Here is a 19,160-nt window from a genome sequence, read left to right as displayed (position 1 = left end):
TAGGATGGCAGGGCTGTTTCATTCTCGATAGACACGGGGACGCGGAGAAATGGAGACACGGGGATGGAGGCTTTTAAGCGGCGTTGAACCAAATATTCTCTCAGAGTTTAAAGACGCTTATTGGCGCTCAAAATCGGCAAATTTTGGCAAATTTCACTGTTCCACTATCCCCATTACTCCCGTTCTCCCGCTCATCCTTCAATCTACAAGACCAGGACTTACGCAAAGGCACTATTTATAGAGTGCAAGTACTATTGGACAACAGTTTTGAGCGCTATATATAGCGTATCTGCGTAAGTCCTAAATACTTTAAAACAGCCCTGCTCCCAGGAGGGGAAGACAGGAAAAACGGGGAATGAGCGAGGAGGGTAGGAGTAATAATTGTCCCAAGATTGTTCTGCCCAACTATGCGCCTAAAATACTAACTTTTTGAGCGTGAAGAGCTGAAACAGGCGCACTGCAATTCAACCCCAAAAAGGCTAAAGTCTTTATATGTCAATGTTTTTAGATTTAATCAGCAAGCCCTAGTTATTTAGCAAAGAAGAAAAAAAAAGAGGTATTTTACCTCAGAAATGATACTTAGGGTTTGCTCCATAAAGTATGATGAGAGTAGGGAGTAGGGAGTAGGGAGTAGAGTTAAAAGACATAAGATATCTTGGTTTAACACCAATAATCGTTACAAACATTACTGAAGCATTATTATTACTTAATAACTGAAGTCTTCATGAAGTATAGCATTATTTTTGGGAATTGGTATAGTACTTTTCCTTCTTCCTTCTTCCTTCTTCCTTCTTTCTTCTGCTATATAACTCTTTTTTCAAAAAATTACTGCGTAATAATATTAAATATCAACTAGACGTGACAAGCAACAAATGAATGCCAAATTTTTGCAAAAAACCACATTAAGAATACTTATAGTAACAGTAGCAGTTGGTGTAAATTTAGCTAATTTTCCTCCAGTTAAGGCTCAAATAAAAGTAGATACAATTCCCAGAACCCTGAATAAAAACCAAAAAGAAACACTACTTTCTCTAAGTCTAGAAGAAAAAACTAATATTCGTGTTTATGAACAAGCTAGTCAAGCAGTAGTTTCTATAGATACAGATAAAACTAATGGTAGTGGTGCCATTATCAGTCCCGACGGAATGGTATTAACAAATGCCCATGTTGTATCTCAAGGCGGTGTGGTTAAAATTACTTTAGCAAATGGTAAAAAAGTTACGGCAGATGTCATAGGTTTTGGTGAAGAAGATTTAGACTTAGCAGTTCTCAAAATTCGAGGAGAAAGAAACCTGCCCACCATTAGAATAGCTCGTCCAGGTTCGACAAAAGTAGGTCAGCGAGCTTTTGCCATCGGAAATCCTTTTGGCAGATTTCAAGGTACTCTTACTGTAGGAATAGTTAGTCGTATAGACCGAGAAAGAGGATTGATCCAAACAGATGCAGCTATTAACCCTGGAAATTCTGGCGGGCCACTATTGAATAGTTCTGGTGAACTTATTGGTGTGAATACTGCTATATTTACTCGTGGTCAATTGGGGGGTAATATTGGCATTGGTTTTGCCATATCTATAGATAGAGTCCCAGAGTTTCTAAGAGCGGTTCGAGAAGGAAGAGCGCCTTTAGTAGCTCAACAGCAAGCGACAATGTTTGATGAGCGCCAGGCTGAAAAATTAGACCTTAATGGTTTAATAGAAATAAAGGGTAATTTGGATAGTGAATCTAATGTGTTACCTGTAGATAATAGTTATTATGACCTTTACGCTTTTGAGGGTTTAGCAGGTCAAAAGATTTCTATTGATATGAGCAGCAATAAAATAGATTCTTACTTAATTTTATTGAGTTCAAATGGTCAAGAATTAGCTCAAGATGATGATAGCGGTGGAGAGAAAAATGCCAGAATTGTGATTACTTTACCAGAAGATGGAACTTACAAGTTATTAGCAAATTCTTATGAAGCAGGAGAGTCTGGAGAGTATCAGTTGAAAATTGAGTCTGTTTCACCTAGAATTAGACCTTTCTTTGAGCGCGAACGGATAAATTACAAGAGATAAATTGTCTGAAATTTTATCTACTGATTTATTAATAGGGGTATGAAAATTAAAAAAATTTTGACAAGTAAAGATAGACGAAGCAGAATGGAAAATTTTTGACTTTAAAAGTCGTCTACATAGTAAACTATTATTTGCAATTACAAAAAATTAACTCGATATCTAGGGTTGAAACTAAAATAATATGAAATACTAAAATTATTACTAACTAAAATCCACTTTTAATTGTTTAAATTAATAATTATTCGCGATCGAGCTGTTGTGCGTTTAAACAATTTATTGTTATATGCCTCATTCAAGGGAAAACTCCTATTACTTCTGACTTCTAATTTCTGACTTCTGACTTGCTAATACCCATTTTAAATGCGTATTAGCTTATTTCCCACTATGCTAGTAGGCTAGGTGAAGTTCTCTCCCGTCAAATCGGAGATTATAATGGGAGCTTCTCAAACAAAGAAGTTTCTTGTTTTGCTGGCGCAACGCTGCGCGTTACATTTCGCAAAGCGAAACACAGGCTGATTAATCTCATAGCCTCCACAAGCAGACAAGATGATACCCACCTCGTTTTAAGTAATTATCATAATTTTATACTACTCTTTATTGCTATATTTGAACAGCAATCGGCATCCTTTTAATTTACTGTCGGCAATTCCTCTCCCGTTAAATCGAAGATTATAACGGGAGAACCTTTGCCTAATCAAGTTGGAAAATTTAAGTATTATATTTATTTGAGGTGATTAATGCGTCAAGCAAGATTTTGGGCGATCGCTCCTTTTAGTCTACTAAGTATTATGGGAAAAACTTTACTTTTTCCTATGCTTCTATTTCATCTGCTGGTTGTCAATTCTAGCTATGCTAATGAAATTTTAGCTCAGGATACCCCTACTCCAGAAGAAATTACTCCTACTCCAGAAGAAATTACTCCTACTCCAGAAGAAATTACTCCTACTCCAGAAGAAATTACTCCTACTCCAGAAGAAATTACTCCTACTCCAGAAGAAACTACCCCTACTCCAGAAGAAACTACTCCTACTCCAGAAGAAACTACTCCTACTCCAGAAGAAACTACTCCTACTCCAGAAGAAACTACCCCTACTCCAGAAGAAACTACCCCTTCTGCCCAAGAACAAGAAGTTGGAAAAGAAATACTACAGCAAGAAGGAACACTTAGCGATGAAGACTTAGTACTTCCATCTGATGAAAGTCTTTATGATGAACATACTTTTGAAGGAACAACAGGTCAAGTAGTAACTGTAATTTTAGAAAGTCCTGACTTTGATACTTATTTAGCAGTATTTAGTCCTACTGGTGAATTACTCGGAGAACATGATGATGTTAGTCAGAAAAATACAAATTCTCAGCTAACAATTACTCTAACTGTTACAGGTACATATCGTGTAATAGTTAACTCCTATGATAAAACAGGTAGAGGTCAGTATAATCTCCAAGTAATTGAATCAGGTCAGACATCAGATTTATAATTGAAGAAAGTTAATGGTTAATCGCTAATATCTAAATGCAATTTTCAAGATTAGTCATTAACTTTTACCGAATAATTAATAATTAATAATTAATAATTAATAATTAAATAATTATGGTTTAAAGCCTCCCCTTTTAAGGGGAAAAAAGAAATAATATTTCCTTATATTCAATCCTCTCGGTTTTAACTAGAGGTAATTATCCATTATCCATTATCCATTATCAATTAATGAACGTAAGCATTCAGCTATTAGTATTTCCTAGGTCATGCTGCGCAAACAGCAATCAGCTTTTGAACATATTTAAGCAAGAGCTAAGGTTATGTTATAGCCAATTTTATTAATAAATTTTAATTTTCCTTGGTGTATAATTCCCCTTTTACTTTTCAATAAATAAAACTTAATTTTTCTACAAAACATAACTTATAGCTAGTAGCCAAATGTAATTAAAAATTTAGCGATTAACATTAATTAAGCTTGATTTTTTTAGCGCAAACCTAACCAAGAAAAAAAATCTTGATGAGTAAATAACTCCAGTAATAACAAAATGAAAAATCCTACCATAGCAAACCTACCATTAATTTTTTCTGCGTAAGTATTCCAACCAAAAGCAGGTTCATTAGACTTAGTAGTTTCAACTTTTTTAGTAGATTCTGATGTAGATTGAGAAGTCAAATTTTCAGACATGATATTGATAGAATTCTATTAGCTTTTAATATTTTTTATTAGACATTTCCAGAAAAGAGAGAACAGGGAACAGGAAACAGGGAACAGGGAACAGGGAACAGGGAAAAATAATTGATAATTTATGGATAATAATTGATTTTATTTTTCATTATTGGAGATGTCTATTACAGATAAAATTACTGAATTATCTCAGTAGATGTATTGTCCAATTTTTTTACTGATTCAATCAGCGATCGCACAATTTCCGTCCCCTCAGAAGGTTCAAAAGTCAAAGGAAACTTACCTTTTGCCAACATTCTTAATCCTAATGGGCCTAAACTCAATAATCCTTGAATATCTCTAAAATAGTTACCCACTACCTGAATACCAAATTTTCGTTCATCAATCCAACCCCCATCTTTAACCAAATCAATTAATACTTTTCGATGGCGAATAGAACGACTAGCTTGTTTCTCTTTACGATCAAGAATTTCTTGTTTAATTTTACCTATTTGATCCATAGGCGCTACTTCCATTGGACAAACAGAATTACAATAGTAACAACGGGTACAACCCCAGACTCCTGCTGTGTCAAGATTATATTCTTCTAATCTTTTCTCTATTTGACTGTCACGAGAATCACCGACCATTCTATAAGCTTTGGCCAAAGCGTGTGGTCCAACAAAATCTGGATTAACTTCACGAGCATTACATTCAGAATAACAGGCTCCACAAAGAATACAATTACCTGTTTGATTTAGTTTATCCCGTTCAGTGGGAGTCTGTAAAAATTCTCGTTCTGGAATTTGTCGTGCTTTTGTGCTGATATAAGGTTCAACTGCTTCTAGGTTTTGCCAAAAACTGTTCATATCTACTACTAAATCTTTAATTACTGGCATATTGCCCATAGGAGCAATAGTTATTTCTGGAATAGATTTTGCAGTAGTATTAGCAGAATTATTGTTACTATTATTTGCTATTTTTTGTAGTCTATCTACTTCATTTCTAATATTTTCTTTACAGGCCAAAGCTGAACGACCATTAATTTTCATTCCACAACTACCGCAGATAGTATTACGGCAATTTTTACGAAAAGCTAAACTACCATCTTGCTCCCATTTAATTCGGTTAAGGCATTCTAAAATTGTATTGCCTGGTTCAACTTCTAAGGTATAAGTTTGAACTCTAGGAGTAGTATTTTGATGCTGACGAACAATATTAAAGTTGACTTTCATCGATCGGAAATTAAAGATATTTTGTACTAGCTTAGTTATGTTTTTTTAGATAAAACAATATTAGCATTAACTATGAGTTTTTTGATGACGATATTATTTTTGTTTGACTACAGTTCCATGAGCTTTTTGGTAGTATATGTTATATAGCAATCCTATTTAAATTGTAATATTTCTGTGGTAGTCAGGAGTCAGGATTCAGAATTTTTAAGGTTTTTCGTCAATCTTAACTATTATAAAAAATTTCACAAATCATTTAGGATTGCTATATGAAATATACAAAAGAGGGAAAGTATATCTGAAAAATGCAGAGAAGCTCGGCTTTTTCCGTTTTTCATACTTTGCTTTCCATGTCGGCGATCGCTTGAGTTATTGTGTAAGATACTAACTGTCAAAGTAGTTGTACGAAGCAGAAGACAATTGCTTTTTTTTGGTAAAAATTAAAATTAAAAGTTAAAAGCAAAGCTTGAACATTTATGGATTAATTATACTGATTATTGACCAGAATAAATATTTTAATTAAATTAGATTAAATTTCATATTCAATTTAATAACTACTTATTAACTTAGCCAATCAGATTGGATTAGTCCTATGTATGGCTACCAGTAATAATTTATGTATATTAGCTTCTATCTGGAAAACCAGCAAAAATTGACAAATAAAAAACATGATAAAATTATAGAACAGTAACAAAAGCCAATAAAACAGTTACATATTTTCCTAACCAGACCAAAAAATAATTAAGGTCTATCTTATGAGTAACAATATTATACCCCAATTGCCAAAAGCACCTCTATCCCGTCGTGTAGCAGCATTCAGTATAGATGCTGTAGTAGTTTGGTTTTTGAGCGCCATAATTAGCAATAATTGGTTCACGTTTATTTTATTTTTTATGGTACTTTGGATAATAACACGAGTGTTAGTAGTCCATAAAAACCATGGTCAGAGCATAGGACACTATGCTCTAGATATGAAAGTTTTAGATACTAGATACCAAAGAAATCCAGGTATCCTAGAACTATCAAAGCGAGAAGGAATTTTAGCGTTATCGGGGGCATTGGCCATGTTAGGGATTAGTAATTTAACATCAGGAAATGCTGCTGTCTTATTACTAATAATTCCTTTATTTTTGGACTTTACAGTAGCTTTAGTAGATATTGAAAGATATCAACAAGCTTTCCATGACAGAATAGCTCAGACAATAGTAGTAGGGACAATGCGTGGTTACTCCCTAGATATTAAGGTAAGGTGGCTAGTTGACGAAGCCAAACGTTATATGAGATGATAATAATTTGTGTCTAGCATTCATGGAAACTGAAAAATGGCCAAAGGAGTCAGAATAGTGATTACACTAGAATGCACAGAATGTAGAACGAATTCTAATAAACGTTCACAAGGTGTGTCTAGGTATACAACAACTAAAAACCGTAGGAATACAACTTCAAGATTAGAATTGAAGAAATTCTGTACTCACTGTAATAAACATACAGTTCACAAAGAAATTAAGTAAAAATTCAGTGAGTATTAAAAATAGGTGCGACTCGTTGGCTAGTCAAGACTGCTGGGAAGCAGATATATCTAGCCTTCCAGGTCACGACATGAAGCTAATAACTTTCCCTACGGGATAACTTCGTTAACGACCTGTGAAAACTCTTATATACCTTGGTGGTGAAATTCCATCTGCCCTGTTGTTGGGTTGACAGCATAGGCCACGGAGTAGAGACTGAACATCAATCTCCGAAGCTGGTCTAAAAGCGGGAAAATACCAGTTACCGAGGAACGATACCGCGAGCAAAGGCTGACAGGTGGACGAACAGGAAGTAATTAAACTCTCGTTAAATACGACCATTCCGAAGGTAGCTATGGATTGTAGGACGAAAGTCAGGGGGTCAATGGATATCTATTTCTGTTTGTAGTTATCAACAACCATATCGAACCCTCCGGGGGAATTTACCTCACTAAATCAGTCGTAATAAAGGAATAAGGGAACGAGGAAACCTCTCTTTGACACCTAAGAATATAGGTCGAGAACTTAGGAAGCCATTCAAGGTCAATCTGCACTCATGTTGCAGGTCAAAGGGAGAGTAGGATTGGGTAAGAAGCATTAATTTGCAGACGTACCTCACTGTTAGACGTAATGTAAGGCAATGAATAGTAATGAATAAAGCTCAGACACTAAAAAGAAAGTTAGGTAATCCTAAACCACTTTTAAGCGTAGCATGGTATACAGAGGATATACCCTCACAAGTTTCAATTAATCCGGTCCAGAAATGGAAGGATATAAATTGGAAGAAGGTAGAGAAATCTGTGTTCCGATTACAAAAATTGATTTACAAAGCATCCAGCCGTGGCGAACTCCGCAAGATGCACAGATACCAAAAACTTCTTTTAAAAAGTTATTACGCTAGGTTGCTAGCTGTTAGGCGCGTGACACAGGATAACCAGGGAAAGAAAACTGCGGGTGTAGATGGTATTAAAAATCTATCACCAATGCAACGATTCAACTTGGTGAACCTACTCTCATCACACCACCTCAAGGCAAGCCCGACCCGCAGAGTCTGGATACCAAAACCAGGTAAAGATGAAAAACGCCCGTTAGGCATCCCCACGATGTATGACAGAGCGTTACAAGCCTTGGTGAAGCTAGGTATGGAACCAGAGTGGGAGGCACGCTTTGAACCTAACAGTTACGGTTTTAGGCCAGGACGGTCAACACATGATGCCATAGAAGCCATCTTTGATAGCATCAAACATAAACCTAAATATGTTCTTGATGCTGACATATCCAAATGTTTTGACCGAATTAACCATAATAAGCTATTAGGAAAAATTGGAAAATCCCCTTACAGACAATTAATCAAACAATGGTTAAAGTCTGGAGTGCTGGACAACAATCAATTCCTAGAATCTGTGGAAGGTACGCCACAGGGAGGGGTAATATCGCCTCTACTAGCAAACATTGCCTTACATGGTATGGAAGAGCGACTAAACCAATTTGCCAAAACTATAGACCTCAAAAATGAAAAAGGTCATCAAAAAAGCTGGCAAAACAAGGTAAAAAGTCTCAACATAATACGCTATGCTGATGATTTTGTAATCTTACATGAAAACATCAAAGTAGTGTTGCAAGCAAAGACCATAATACAGGAATGGTTAAACCTCTTAGGATTAGAACTAAAACCAGAAAAAACCAGAATTGCTCACACCTTAGAGGAATATGAAGGGAATAAACCCGGATTTGATTTTCTAGGATTTACAATCAGGCAATGGAAGGTAAAGTCAACCAAACAAGAATTTAAAACGCTGATTAAACCATCCTCCAAGAGTATTCAAACTCATTATCGGAAACTGGCAGATATATGTGACTATCACAAAACTGCCCCTGTAAAAGCATTAATAGCCAAACTAAATCCGGTAATCAGGGGATGGGCTAACTACTTTTCCTCCGTAGTCAGCAAGGAAGTATTTAACAAACTGGATAATCTTCTTTGGAAAAGATTATGGAGATGGACAAATAGAAGGCATCCAAAGAAGTCGGCAAAATGGGTGAAGAAAAAGTATTTCCACAATGTTAAAGGAACCAAGAACTGGGTACTTAGTGATGGCGAATATATACTAAACCTACACTCAGATGTACCTATAGTTAGGCACATCAAAGTAAAAGGTAATAAGTCACCCTATGACAATGACTGGACTTATTGGAGTAGTAGAATCGGTAAACGCCCAGGCGTAAGGAAAGAAGTCACAACGCTGTTAAAACAGCAAAAGAATAAATGCGCATCTTGTGGACTAACCTTTAGACCAAATGACCTAATTGAAGTTGACCATATCAAACCAAGGTCTGAAGGTGGTGACAACACATATAAAAATAAACAACTGTTGCACCGACATTGCCACGATACTAAAACTGCCTTAGATAAAAAGACATATCAAAAACCAAAGTTACAGGACTTGCCTGAAGGTTATTTATGGGTTGAAGATATGCTGATATTAAGGCAGGGATGTACCCATGAAAAAGGGACGGCTAAGAGAGGAGCCGTGATGAGGTGAAAGTCTCACGTCCGGTTCTGAAGACGAGTCGGGTAGGGTAACTTACCTGGCTTAGTTTAACTAAGTAAATAGTTCATTAATGGATAATTGATAATGGATAATTGATAATTACTTGGGGTTTTAACCGTTACGGAATTGAATATAAGGAAATATTATTTCTTTTTTTCCCTTAATAAGGGTCGGCTTCAAAGCGTGAATTATTGAATTATTAATTATTAATTATTCGGTAAAACTTAAACAAAAATAACTAACAAATAATTAGAAATGGCGAATTACTTCCGCAAAAGAGTATCACCAATTAAACCAGGAGATCCAATCGACTATAAAGATGTGGAACTACTCAAGAAATATATTACAGAAAGAGGTAAAATTTTGCCAAGAAGAATAACTGGTTTAACTTCAAAACAGCAGAGAGATTTAACGAAAAGTATCAAAAGAGCTAGATTAGTAGCTTTATTACCCTACGTTAATCGGGAAACTTGAAGATAAAGTGTTTGAGATTTGAGATTTTGGGAAAATCTGAAAAAGTTAAAAAGCATTTCCTGACGGAATGCTGCGCAAACAGCAGTTCAGCGGTCAGCGGTCAGCTTTGCGCAAAGAGGATGAGCAACCCAAGCTTGGACGTTTCGGAATGCGACCTTTGCCAGATGCCTAATTATTTGCACAAAATTTGAGGCTGATAGCTAATAGCTGATGGCTGAATGCTTACAAAAGCCAAAGTCAAAAAATCTCAAACTAGAAAATACCACAACCTAGTCAAAGGCAGTTGAAAATTTATCGGGATATATAAATGTGGAGAAGGGAAAATTAATTGAATTTAGATTGCATGGAGAACGGCGACTAGCCATAACAGAACGTCCAGATGGTAAAAAAAACTGGGTCGTGGTGGAAGAAAATGGTCAATCTCACAGCATACCTCCAAAGCAAATCAGTTATGAAGTAGCAGGAGAAGGTTACAAATCATCAGAAATTCCCAAATTTCTTCAGGAAGTAGAAACTTATATAGACCCTTCAAGTATAGAATTAGCATGGGAACTACTGGTAGAAGAATCAGAAACAGTAAATCCAGAAGAAATGGCCTTACTGCTATTTTCAGAACAAACACCAGCCCAATGTTACGCAGCGTATATATTATTATCAGACGATAAACTCTACTTTAAGCAAAAAGGCGATCGCTACGAACCCCGACCTGTAGCTCAAGTAGGAGAAATCAAGCATCAGCAGGAAGTCCAAAAGCAAAAAAAACAAGAACTAGAAAACTTTTTACTCCGGGTGCGTAACCGACTAGCAGGAGAAGAAGTAGAGTGGCAACCAAGTGATTATAACCGCCTAGATGTAATAGAAAAATTGGCGACTTATGGAGAAGAAGCTTCTCATCGGGCCCAAGCGATGGATAGCTTGGCCATGTTAGAATTACCAGAAACTCCAGAAGCAGCGTTTAAACTATTAATGGATCTAGGTATATGGAGCGAACATGAAAATTTATTTTTGCGACGTAGTCAGATTCCAAAACATTTTTCTACCAAGGTACTAGAAGTGGCTCAAAGCTGCCTGAAATCTCCTCAGCCAGATCCAGACACAAACCGTTTGGATTTGACTCATCTAAAAGTCTATACCATAGACGATGAAAGCACTAAAGAAATAGATGATGGCCTCAGTATCGAATTTTTAGAAGAAGATCGACAAAAGATATGGGTACATATTGCTGATCCAACTCGTTTACTTACTCCTGGTGATGAGTTAGACCTAGACGCAAGGCGAAGGACTACTACATTATATTTACCCACAGGTATGATTCCGATGTTCCCGTCAGAGTTGGCTACAGGGCCAATGAGTCTGATTCAGGGAAAAATTTGCAGCGCCTTGAGTTTTGGGATTATTTTAGATGAAAGTGGGGGAGTTGTAGAATACAGTATTCACGCTAGCTTAATCAAACCAACCTACCGTCTGACTTATGATGATGTAGATGAGATGTTACAGTTAAAGATTAAGCTAGAGCCAGAAATTCATGCCCTCAACCAGTGGGCTAAACAAAGATTTCAGTGGCGACAGTCACAAGGTTCTATTAGTATCTATATGCCAGAGTCAGTGATTAAAGTTGAAGGTGAGGAAGTGAAAGTAGAGGTATTAGACGACTCACCATCAAGGCAGCTAGTGGCAGAGATGATGATTTTGGCAGGAGAGGTTGGGGCAAAATATGGTCAAAAACATGATATTCCGCTTCCCTATCGCAGTCAACCCCAACCAGAACTTCCACCAGAGGCTGAACTAATATTATTGCCTGCTGGGCCAGTTCGGTCTTGTGCGATGCGTAGATGTATGCCTAAAAGTGAAATGGGGATTATACCAGCTCGTCATGCTAGTTTGGCCTTAGAAACTTACGTTCAGGTTACTTCTCCGATTCGGCGTTATAGCGATCTATTGGCTCACTTTCAAATTAAAGCTCATTTACGAGGAGAGGAGTTACCTTTTACTCGAGACCAGATGCAAGAAATAGTAATGAGTTTAGTTCCTGCTGTCAAGGAAGCTTCTAGTGTGGAAAGGTGTACTAACCGTTACTGGGGATTGGAATATTTGCGACGTAATTCTGATGAGGTTTGGCAAGCGTTGATAATTCGGTGGTTGAAAGAAGAAATTAATTTAGGGTTGGTGTTATTGGAAGAGTTGGGGTTAGAGTTGGCAATGCGGTTTGGTCGGTCTGTGAATGTGGGCGATCGCCTAGAGGTGAAGGTTGCTCATGCTGATCCTCGTAAAGATGAGGTTATATTCCAGGAAGTAATTACGACTGTAGCAGAGGCGGCGGCTAATTAAATTTTTGAAGAAGTTATCCAGGAGTAGGGAAGTAGGGGGTTCTTGAGGACACGGAGAGGGGGAGACACGGAGACACGGAGATAGGGTGTTACCATGTCGCCGTTTCCTTATGGGGAGGAGGGGAGTAGGGTACCCACCCCTAACCCCTCCCTGGAGGGGAAAATAGAAAGATTTACTGTTGAAGCAAGAGGATAAGTTTTTTCATCACTAATTATCCGGACGTAATATAAGAAATAAAGGAGAAACATAGCGTTAGCGGAGCAAGTGCGACTGTTATATCGTCTCTATGAGATGGTCTAATCATTTTATATTTTTCCTTTTTCCTAACTGCCTTGGCAGTTGCTATAATTATCCGAAGATGATGTAATTATGATGATTTATAACGCGAGCAAGATGCTCGCACTAATTGTTCTAACTAACCTGACGGTTGCTATATTTTTGAGATTAAAATCAAGATTTTTACAGATATATACTGGTTATTTAATACCTTTTATGTAAGTAAAAACGCCAAACAAACCTAATATAGCAGTCGAAGGAAAGGTGAGAACAGATCGACAGCTTAAAACTCAGACAAAGCAATATTTTTCCTTCTTCCTTCTACTATATATTAACTTAACTATAGTTGGGATTAAAAAAAAGGGATTAACAATCGTTATTTGATTTCTATTTAAGCTTAATTATCTCTCTCAGTAATATGTCTACCTCAGATGAGTCGTAGTTAAAGCCCCTCTATAGAATTATTAAAGCACTTAATCTTTTGTAATAAGTACCTCTACACTACTCCTATCAACAATTTTTTACTTTTGGTAACTAAGGTGCATACCTCAGAAAAGTTGTCAGTTACATAGAGTTTAATTAATATATAAATATAGAGAAAAAGTTTTTTAACAAAATTTCTCTAATAAGATAGATGGATAATATACAACTATAAATCAAGAAAGAATTGTTAGCGATCGATGTGATATAGGTTGTCGAACGTTAACAAAAATAACTTTTTCAAGGGAAAAATATAATGATTTGCCTTGAGTATAAATTTGTGACAAAAATTGTATCCAAGCTGTACCGTAGCGCTATGAAACAGCTTGATTTTAGGAGAAATAAAAGCAATGCTAAAAACATTAACAATTAAAAACAAGACTTTTACTGCTAAAGAGAAAAGCTTAGTATTGTGGTTTGATGAAGTTAGTATTAATGACATTCCTTTAGTAGGAGGTAAAAACGCATCTTTAGGAGAAATGATGCAACAACTTACCCCCAAAAACATCAATATTCCTAATGGTTTCGCTACCACTGCTTACGCCTATCGTTACTTCATTAAATCTGCTGGTTTAGAAGCTAAACTGCGCCAACTATTTGCTGACCTTGATGTTGAAGATATGAAAAATTTGCAACAACGGGGGAAAAAAGCACGAGCATTGATAATGAATACACCCTTTTCAGCAGAACTCGAAAAAGCGATCGCCCTCAGCTATGAAACCCTTTGTTATCTCTACGGTCAAGATACAGATGTTGCCGTGCGTTCCAGTGCTACCGCAGAAGATTTGCCAGATGCCAGTTTTGCCGGACAACAGGAAACTTACCTCCATATTCACGGGGTCAAAAGTGTACTCAAAGCGGCTCATAAGTGTTTCGCATCAGTATTCACTGACCGCGCTATCTCTTACCGCACTCTCAAAGGTTTCGACCACTTCAATGTTGCTCTCTCAGTTGGCATTCAAAAAATGGTGCGCTCCGACCTTGCTACCTCCGGTGTCATGTTTTCCATAGATACTGAAACTGGATTCAAAAATGCTGCCCTAATTACAGCAGCTTATGGTTTAGGGGAAAATGTGGTACAAGGTGCAGTTAACCCCGATGAATATCTAGTCTTTAAACCTACGCTCCGGGAAGGTTTCCGTACTATTATCAACAAACGCCTGGGCACTAAAGCTCTGAAAATGGTTTATGATGGCGGTAATTCGATTAAAAACGTACCCGTACCAGAGCGACAGCAACAACAGTTTGCTCTGAGTGATGATGAAATTCTGCAACTTGCTCATTGGGCGGTAACTATTGAAGACCATTATTCCCAAGTGCGCGGTAGTTACACGCCGATGGATATTGAGTGGGCAAAAGATGGTATCACTGAGAGTTTATATATAGTTCAGGCACGACCAGAAACGGTGCAATCTCAAAAATCTGATAATATTTTGCGTAGTTATCAGTTGCAGGAGAAAGGGAAAGTCTTGTTAACAGGTCGTTCTGTGGGTCAGGCGATCGGTGAAGGTAAAGTACGTGTAATTCTGGATACGGATAACATTTATGAATTTCAACCAGGGGAGGTATTAGTAACTAACAAAACTGACCCCGACTGGGAACCCATTATGAAAAAGGCTAGCGCTATAGTTACTAACCAAGGTGGGCGTACCTGTCATGCTGCAATTATTGCACGGGAGATGGGTATTCCGGCGATTGTTGGTTGCGAAAATGCTACTAAACTATTGTACAATAGTCAGGCGGTGACTATTGACTGTGCTGAGGGAGAAGTGGGGATAGTTTATGATGGGTTGCTCCCGTTTGAGGTTGTGGAAACAGTATTGGATGATTTGCCAGAAACTCGTACTCAGATTTTGATGAATGTGGGCAACCCAGAGGAGGCTTTTCGGTTATCGGCACTTCCTGTTGATGGTGTGGGTTTGGCTAGATTGGAGTTTATAATTGCTAATCAGATTGGGGTGCATCCTTTAGCATTGCTCAACTTTGATGAAGTGGAAGATGAGGTGGAAAAGGCAAAAATTGCTGAGTTGACTATGGGATATGAAAATAAGGCAGATTTCTTTATTGATCGCCTAGCTTATGGGATGGGAACGATCGCTGCTGCTTTTTATCCGAAACCTGTTATTGTGCGGATGAGCGATTTTAAGAGTAATGAATATGCTAATTTATTGGGAGGGAAACAGTTTGAACCTGATGAAGAAAATCCGATGATTGGTTGGCGGGGTGCGTCTCGTTATTATCATCCTAAATATCGGGAAGCTTTTGGTTTGGAATGTCTGGCGCTGAAGCGAGTGCGGGATATAATGGGATTGGCAAATGTAATTCCGATGATTCCGTTTTGTCGTACACCTCAAGAAGGAATGAAGGTTTTAGAGGAGATGGCTAAGTATGGTTTGGAGAGGGGTGGCAATGGTTTGCAGGTTTATGTGATGTGTGAGTTACCGAGTAATGTGATTTTAATGGAACAGTTTGCTGAAGTGTTTGATGGATTTTCTATTGGATCGAATGATTTGACTCAGTTGGTATTGGGTTTAGACCGAGATTCGGCTTTGGTAGCAGATATTTTTGACGAACGCCATGATGCTGTGAGGCGAATGATTCAGATTGCGATTACTATTGCTCATGAGTGCGGGCGTAAGATTGGTATTTGTGGTCAGGCGCCGAGCGATTATCCTGAGTTTGCGAAGTTGTTGGTGGAGTTGGGGATTGATTCTATTAGTTTGAATCCTGATTCTGTATTGAAGACTCGGGTTGAAGTGGCGAAGTTGGAGAAGTTAAGTAGGGCTTGCTGAAAAAGTCTTTTTCAGGAGTAGGGGAGCGGGGGAGTAGGGGAGTAGGGGAGTAGGGGAGCGGGGGAGTAGGGGAGAATTAACCAAAGTTGTTGGACAAGATTGCGATCGCTGTTGTGTTATGGAAACTAGAGCTTCCACTGTTGTTGCCAATAACTGTATTCTTGGCTGAAGTTTTACCTTTCTCAAAGTATTTTCTAATATCATGTCCGGATAATTAGTGATAAAAAACCTTCTCCCTTTGAACCTTTCTTTGCCCCTCTACCTTCTGCCTTCTGCCTTCTGCCTTCTGCCTTCTTTAAACACCACCCCAGAGCCAAGCTGAAATCCAAACATTGACATCTAAAACAACTCTCATTTCTTATTAAACTTATCAAAATAATTGGGTCTAAAACCCTGTCTTTTAAGGCAAAACGTTTTTGGAGAGTTGCTCAAATCCCCGTTACAAAAACAACTTCTGACTTCTGACTTCTAACTTCTGACTTCGTTAAGTTCCTGTCGCACTTCTTTTACGATTTCACTAATTTCCTGGAGAGAAGGCTGATTTGGGTCTGGTCCCAATTCTTCAATATGCCGAAACCAATCATTTAAGTCTTGGGGTGGCTGAATTTTTTGGAATATTATTGAGTCTTCTGCAATGGAAACTTTATATCTATTCCCTGGTTTAATCTGGTGTTTAATTATTGGTGGTAGTTCTAGTTGACGATCTGCTGTAATGCTAACAATAATATCTGTATCCATAGTTAATGGCTCCTAATATTTCTGGGAAATATAGTACATACTTAAGTTTATAGCAGTTTCTTCAATTAGCAAAATTTCCTTAATTTTTTAGTAAAGAGGTATGAAAATCAAGGTATAATATAACGCAGCCTAAATTTTAAATATCACAGATGTATCTCCGCGAATGTTTTATTGAAAATGTCGGACCGATTAGTAAGCTAGATATTTCCTTAAGCTTAGATGATTCGGGAAATCCAAAACCGTTAATTTTGGTAGGTAAAAATGGAACGGGAAAAACTATTTTATTAAGTTATATTCTTGATGCACTAGCAGAGCTAGCAAAGAAGAAGTTTACGGACATAGTTATAGGACAGCACCTTAATTATGGTCAGTTTTTAAAAGTAGTTAGTGATGGAGATATATACTCTTTATCTGGTGGAAGTCTTAGTTTTCTAGAATTCTCGGATGCAGATAATAAGTTTTATTATGTAGAAAAACTTGGTGGAGTAGATATAAATCGATATTCCGAGAAGGTAAAAAATAAATTGAAGCTAGTAAATTCAATTTCAATTAATGAACCCGATGATAAAGGAGTTGAAGGAGATGAAAAGCAAATTGAAACTTTTTTCCAAACTGGAGCAGTTTGTTTTTTCCCATCATCTCGCCATGAGCGTCCTCATTGGTTAAATTATAGAGCAGTAGAAGATCGACCTCTGTTTAGCAACTATGAAAAGATATCAGGAGAACTTAGAAAACCATTAATTGTTGAACGAGCTGCCAAGAATAATCAGCAGTGGTTGATGGATGTATTACTTGATTCACTTGTAGACTTAGAGTTTGTTGAGCAAACAGATACTCCCTTCCTAACTTCAGTGAAACGACATCCGCATTCTAACCATTCAAAAAAGGAACTTAAAATGGGAATACAGAATGTTGAGCAACTGCTTCGTAAAGTTATTGAGGATGAAAAAGCTAGATTAGTACTAAACTATCGAAATCATGAATATGGACGAATTGCAATTAGTTTGGGAAATGGAGTAATAGTTCCATCATTGAATCACCTCTCAGCAGGACAAGCTTTACTCTTCAATCTTTTTGCGACAATTATCCGCTATGCAGATATGGCAGAAATTCAAAAAAGTATTAATCTAAGTGAAATTAAGGGAATTATTTTAATAGATGAAATTGATGCTCATCTCCATACAGATTTACAATACAAAGTTCTTCCTCAGCTAGTTAAATTATTTCCAAAAGTACAATTTATTGTCACCTCACATTCGCCACTTTTTCTACTTGGTATGGAGCGTGAATTTAGTGCTGATGGTATTCAAATTTTGGAAATGCCTACAGGTAAACAAATTACTACCGAAAGATTTGAGGAGTTTCAGAAATCTTTTGAGTTCTATCGTCAGACAAAGAGTTTTGAGGATGCAGTTGAAAAAAAGATTTTAGAAGGGTCTAAACCTTTAGTATTAACAGAAGGAAAAACAGATGTTGAATATATCAAAACAGCCTTGGAATTGTTAGGAAATCAAGATTTATTAGAGAAGTTAGAAATTGATGAAATTGGCAAGGAAGGAAAAGATGGTGGAGACACAAACTTGAATGCTGCAAAAAAAATTCTGGTGAATAATCAAAGTCATTTTACTAGAAAGGTATTGCTTCTTTATGACTGTGATACAGGAAAAAAACGTGAAGATTTTGATTCTATATTCATTCGTTGTATACCTAAGAATACTGAGAATAACAAAGCAAAAAAAGGTATTGAAAATCTTTTCCCAGTCGAATTATTTGAAGACAGATTTTACGAAAATATCCCAAAAATAAGTGACCATGGTAAGGAATATACCATTCCAAAGTTTAATAAGATAAAATTCTGTGAATATATCTGTCAAAAAAGACGTGAAAAGGGTGACTTTCTTAAGTTTGAAGAACTGCTAATACCAATTATTGAGAAGTTTCTTGAAATTTAGATGGGGAAAGATATTTATAACTAAATGTTGGGTTTCGCTGTCGCTCTACCCAACCTACATCAAAGTATTAATTATTAGAACTAATTGTATTTCAAAAAAGAATTCGCCGTTATTTCCAAATTTACCTAACATTATATTCTGCCACAAACTCCTGTTTCATTAAGTCGATAAATAGCGACTTTGACTGTACCATCTGGGTAAAGGGTGCGGACTTTTTGAATTAAGTTTTCTAAGGATGAGTCGATCATATATTCTTGAGTGTCTGGATCGACTGCAATAAAATGGTTGTAATATTTGTCAATTAATTTAGGGCGAAGTTTTTCAAATACTGGTCTGCAGCGGGCGCTAAATTCTGCTTTGATAGCTTTGCGTCTTGCTATTTCTTGAGAAGGTAATGTCTTTCCAGGAAATAATCTTGTCCGAAATTTTTGAGTTCTTTTTGGTAAAGCGATCGCTTCTTTTTCTCTATCCATAATTAATGATTCCGGGGTTGTATATGTCAACTTATATCATGTCCGGTTGAATAATTAGACTTTGGTGGAAGGAAGGCAGGAGGCAGGAGGCAGGAGGCAGAAGGTTTTCTCCCATTTTTACCTTAATTTTATACACAAACGGTGCTACCGGACATGATAT

The 19,160-nt window shown here is 37.0% G+C and carries 14 protein-coding genes; 9 read left to right on the top strand and 5 right to left on the bottom strand.

Going from position 1 to position 19,160, the window contains the following annotated elements; genetic code table 11:
* Positions 1–872 precede the first annotated feature (872 nt).
* Both F6K54_RS21360 and F6K54_RS21355 read left to right on the top strand, forming a co-directional pair.
* Positions 873–2,054: a trypsin-like peptidase domain-containing protein gene (locus tag F6K54_RS21360; protein WP_293081594.1), complete on the top strand. Its 1,182-nt coding sequence runs from the start codon at positions 873–875 to the stop codon at positions 2,052–2,054.
* A gap of 737 nt (positions 2,055–2,791) precedes the next feature.
* Positions 2,792–3,532 carry a pre-peptidase C-terminal domain-containing protein gene (locus tag F6K54_RS21355; RefSeq protein ID WP_293081592.1) on the top strand — a complete coding sequence of 247 codons (741 nt, stop codon included), beginning with the start codon at positions 2,792–2,794 and terminating at the stop codon, positions 3,530–3,532.
* A 483-nt stretch (positions 3,533–4,015) separates the two neighbouring features.
* On the opposite strand, the gene F6K54_RS21350 is transcribed toward F6K54_RS21355, so the two are convergent.
* Together F6K54_RS21350 and F6K54_RS21345 are read right to left on the bottom strand one after the other, a co-directional pair.
* Entirely contained in the window at positions 4,016–4,216 is a 201-nt protein-coding gene (locus F6K54_RS21350; RefSeq protein WP_293081589.1) for a chlorophyll a/b-binding protein, read from the bottom strand.
* A gap of 176 nt (positions 4,217–4,392) precedes the next feature.
* Entirely contained in the window at positions 4,393–5,430 is a 1,038-nt protein-coding gene (locus tag F6K54_RS21345; RefSeq protein ID WP_293081587.1) for a succinate dehydrogenase/fumarate reductase iron-sulfur subunit, read from the bottom strand.
* A 752-nt stretch (positions 5,431–6,182) separates the two neighbouring features.
* Between F6K54_RS21345 and F6K54_RS21340 the strand changes: the two genes are divergently transcribed.
* The 6 genes from F6K54_RS21340 (at position 6,183) to ppsA (ending at position 15,837) form a co-directional block, all read left to right on the top strand.
* Positions 6,183–6,713 (top strand): RDD family protein, encoded by a 531-nt coding sequence (locus tag F6K54_RS21340; protein WP_293081585.1) that lies wholly within the window; start codon positions 6,183–6,185, stop codon positions 6,711–6,713.
* A 36-nt stretch (positions 6,714–6,749) separates the two neighbouring features.
* Complete coding sequence (gene rpmG / locus F6K54_RS21335; protein WP_124147576.1) at positions 6,750–6,938, top strand: 50S ribosomal protein L33; 189 nt, start codon at positions 6,750–6,752, stop codon at positions 6,936–6,938.
* A 647-nt stretch (positions 6,939–7,585) separates the two neighbouring features.
* Entirely contained in the window at positions 7,586–9,478 is a 1,893-nt protein-coding gene (gene ltrA, locus F6K54_RS21330) for a group II intron reverse transcriptase/maturase (protein WP_293081582.1), read from the top strand.
* 264 nt (positions 9,479–9,742) lie between these two features.
* The gene (rpsR, locus tag F6K54_RS21325; RefSeq protein ID WP_202220750.1) at positions 9,743–9,961 is read left to right on the top strand and encodes a 30S ribosomal protein S18; all 219 of its coding nucleotides are present in this window, start codon (positions 9,743–9,745) and stop codon (positions 9,959–9,961) included.
* A 309-nt stretch (positions 9,962–10,270) separates the two neighbouring features.
* Positions 10,271–12,289, top strand: coding sequence for a ribonuclease catalytic domain-containing protein (locus tag F6K54_RS21320; protein ID WP_293081579.1), 2,019 nt, complete (start codon positions 10,271–10,273; stop codon positions 12,287–12,289).
* Positions 12,290–13,395: 1,106 nt separating this feature from the next.
* Positions 13,396–15,837, top strand: coding sequence for a phosphoenolpyruvate synthase (gene ppsA / locus F6K54_RS21315; RefSeq protein ID WP_293081576.1), 2,442 nt, complete (start codon positions 13,396–13,398; stop codon positions 15,835–15,837).
* On the opposite strand, the gene F6K54_RS21310 is transcribed toward ppsA, so the two are convergent.
* Both F6K54_RS21310 and F6K54_RS21305 read right to left on the bottom strand, forming a co-directional pair.
* Positions 15,820–16,041 (bottom strand): hypothetical protein, encoded by a 222-nt coding sequence (locus F6K54_RS21310; RefSeq protein ID WP_293081573.1) that lies wholly within the window; start codon positions 16,039–16,041, stop codon positions 15,820–15,822. The two genes, ppsA and F6K54_RS21310, sit on opposite strands and share 18 nt — an antisense overlap.
* Positions 16,042–16,305: 264 nt before the next feature.
* Positions 16,306–16,575, bottom strand: coding sequence for a hypothetical protein (locus tag F6K54_RS21305; protein ID WP_293081570.1), 270 nt, complete (start codon positions 16,573–16,575; stop codon positions 16,306–16,308).
* 149 nt (positions 16,576–16,724) lie between these two features.
* Between F6K54_RS21305 and F6K54_RS21300 the strand changes: the two genes are divergently transcribed.
* The gene (locus F6K54_RS21300) at positions 16,725–18,527 is read left to right on the top strand and encodes an AAA family ATPase (protein ID WP_293081567.1); all 1,803 of its coding nucleotides are present in this window, start codon (positions 16,725–16,727) and stop codon (positions 18,525–18,527) included.
* Positions 18,528–18,658: 131 nt separating this feature from the next.
* Here F6K54_RS21300 and F6K54_RS21295 read toward each other — a convergent pair whose 3' ends face one another.
* Complete coding sequence (locus F6K54_RS21295; protein WP_293081564.1) at positions 18,659–19,000, bottom strand: hypothetical protein; 342 nt, start codon at positions 18,998–19,000, stop codon at positions 18,659–18,661.
* Between the last annotated feature and the right edge of the window lie 160 nt (positions 19,001–19,160).

The organism is Okeania sp. SIO3B5 (genome assembly GCF_010692555.1).
GTDB lineage: Bacteria > Cyanobacteriota > Cyanobacteriia > Cyanobacteriales > Microcoleaceae > Okeania.
This window is presented reverse-complemented; position numbering and strand designations above follow the sequence as displayed.

Excerpts from the sequence above, each read along its gene's own strand:
- F6K54_RS21360 (WP_293081594.1), top strand. The coding sequence starts at position 873 with ATGAATGCCAAATTTTTGCAAAAAACCACATTAAGAATACTTATAGTA.
- F6K54_RS21355 (WP_293081592.1), top strand. The coding sequence starts at position 2,792 with ATGCGTCAAGCAAGATTTTGGGCGATCGCTCCTTTTAGTCTACTAAGT.
- F6K54_RS21350 (WP_293081589.1), bottom strand. The coding sequence starts at position 4,216 with ATGTCTGAAAATTTGACTTCTCAATCTACATCAGAATCTACTAAAAAA.
- F6K54_RS21345 (WP_293081587.1), bottom strand. The coding sequence starts at position 5,430 with ATGAAAGTCAACTTTAATATTGTTCGTCAGCATCAAAATACTACTCCT.
- F6K54_RS21340 (WP_293081585.1), top strand. The coding sequence starts at position 6,183 with ATGAGTAACAATATTATACCCCAATTGCCAAAAGCACCTCTATCCCGT.
- rpmG (WP_124147576.1), top strand. The coding sequence starts at position 6,750 with ATGGCCAAAGGAGTCAGAATAGTGATTACACTAGAATGCACAGAATGT.
- ltrA (WP_293081582.1), top strand. The coding sequence starts at position 7,586 with ATGAATAAAGCTCAGACACTAAAAAGAAAGTTAGGTAATCCTAAACCA.
- rpsR (WP_202220750.1), top strand. The coding sequence starts at position 9,743 with ATGGCGAATTACTTCCGCAAAAGAGTATCACCAATTAAACCAGGAGAT.
- ppsA (WP_293081576.1), top strand. The coding sequence starts at position 13,396 with ATGCTAAAAACATTAACAATTAAAAACAAGACTTTTACTGCTAAAGAG.
- F6K54_RS21310 (WP_293081573.1), bottom strand. The coding sequence starts at position 16,041 with ATGATATTAGAAAATACTTTGAGAAAGGTAAAACTTCAGCCAAGAATA.
- F6K54_RS21305 (WP_293081570.1), bottom strand. The coding sequence starts at position 16,575 with ATGGATACAGATATTATTGTTAGCATTACAGCAGATCGTCAACTAGAA.
- F6K54_RS21300 (WP_293081567.1), top strand. The coding sequence starts at position 16,725 with ATGTATCTCCGCGAATGTTTTATTGAAAATGTCGGACCGATTAGTAAG.
- F6K54_RS21295 (WP_293081564.1), bottom strand. The coding sequence starts at position 19,000 with ATGGATAGAGAAAAAGAAGCGATCGCTTTACCAAAAAGAACTCAAAAA.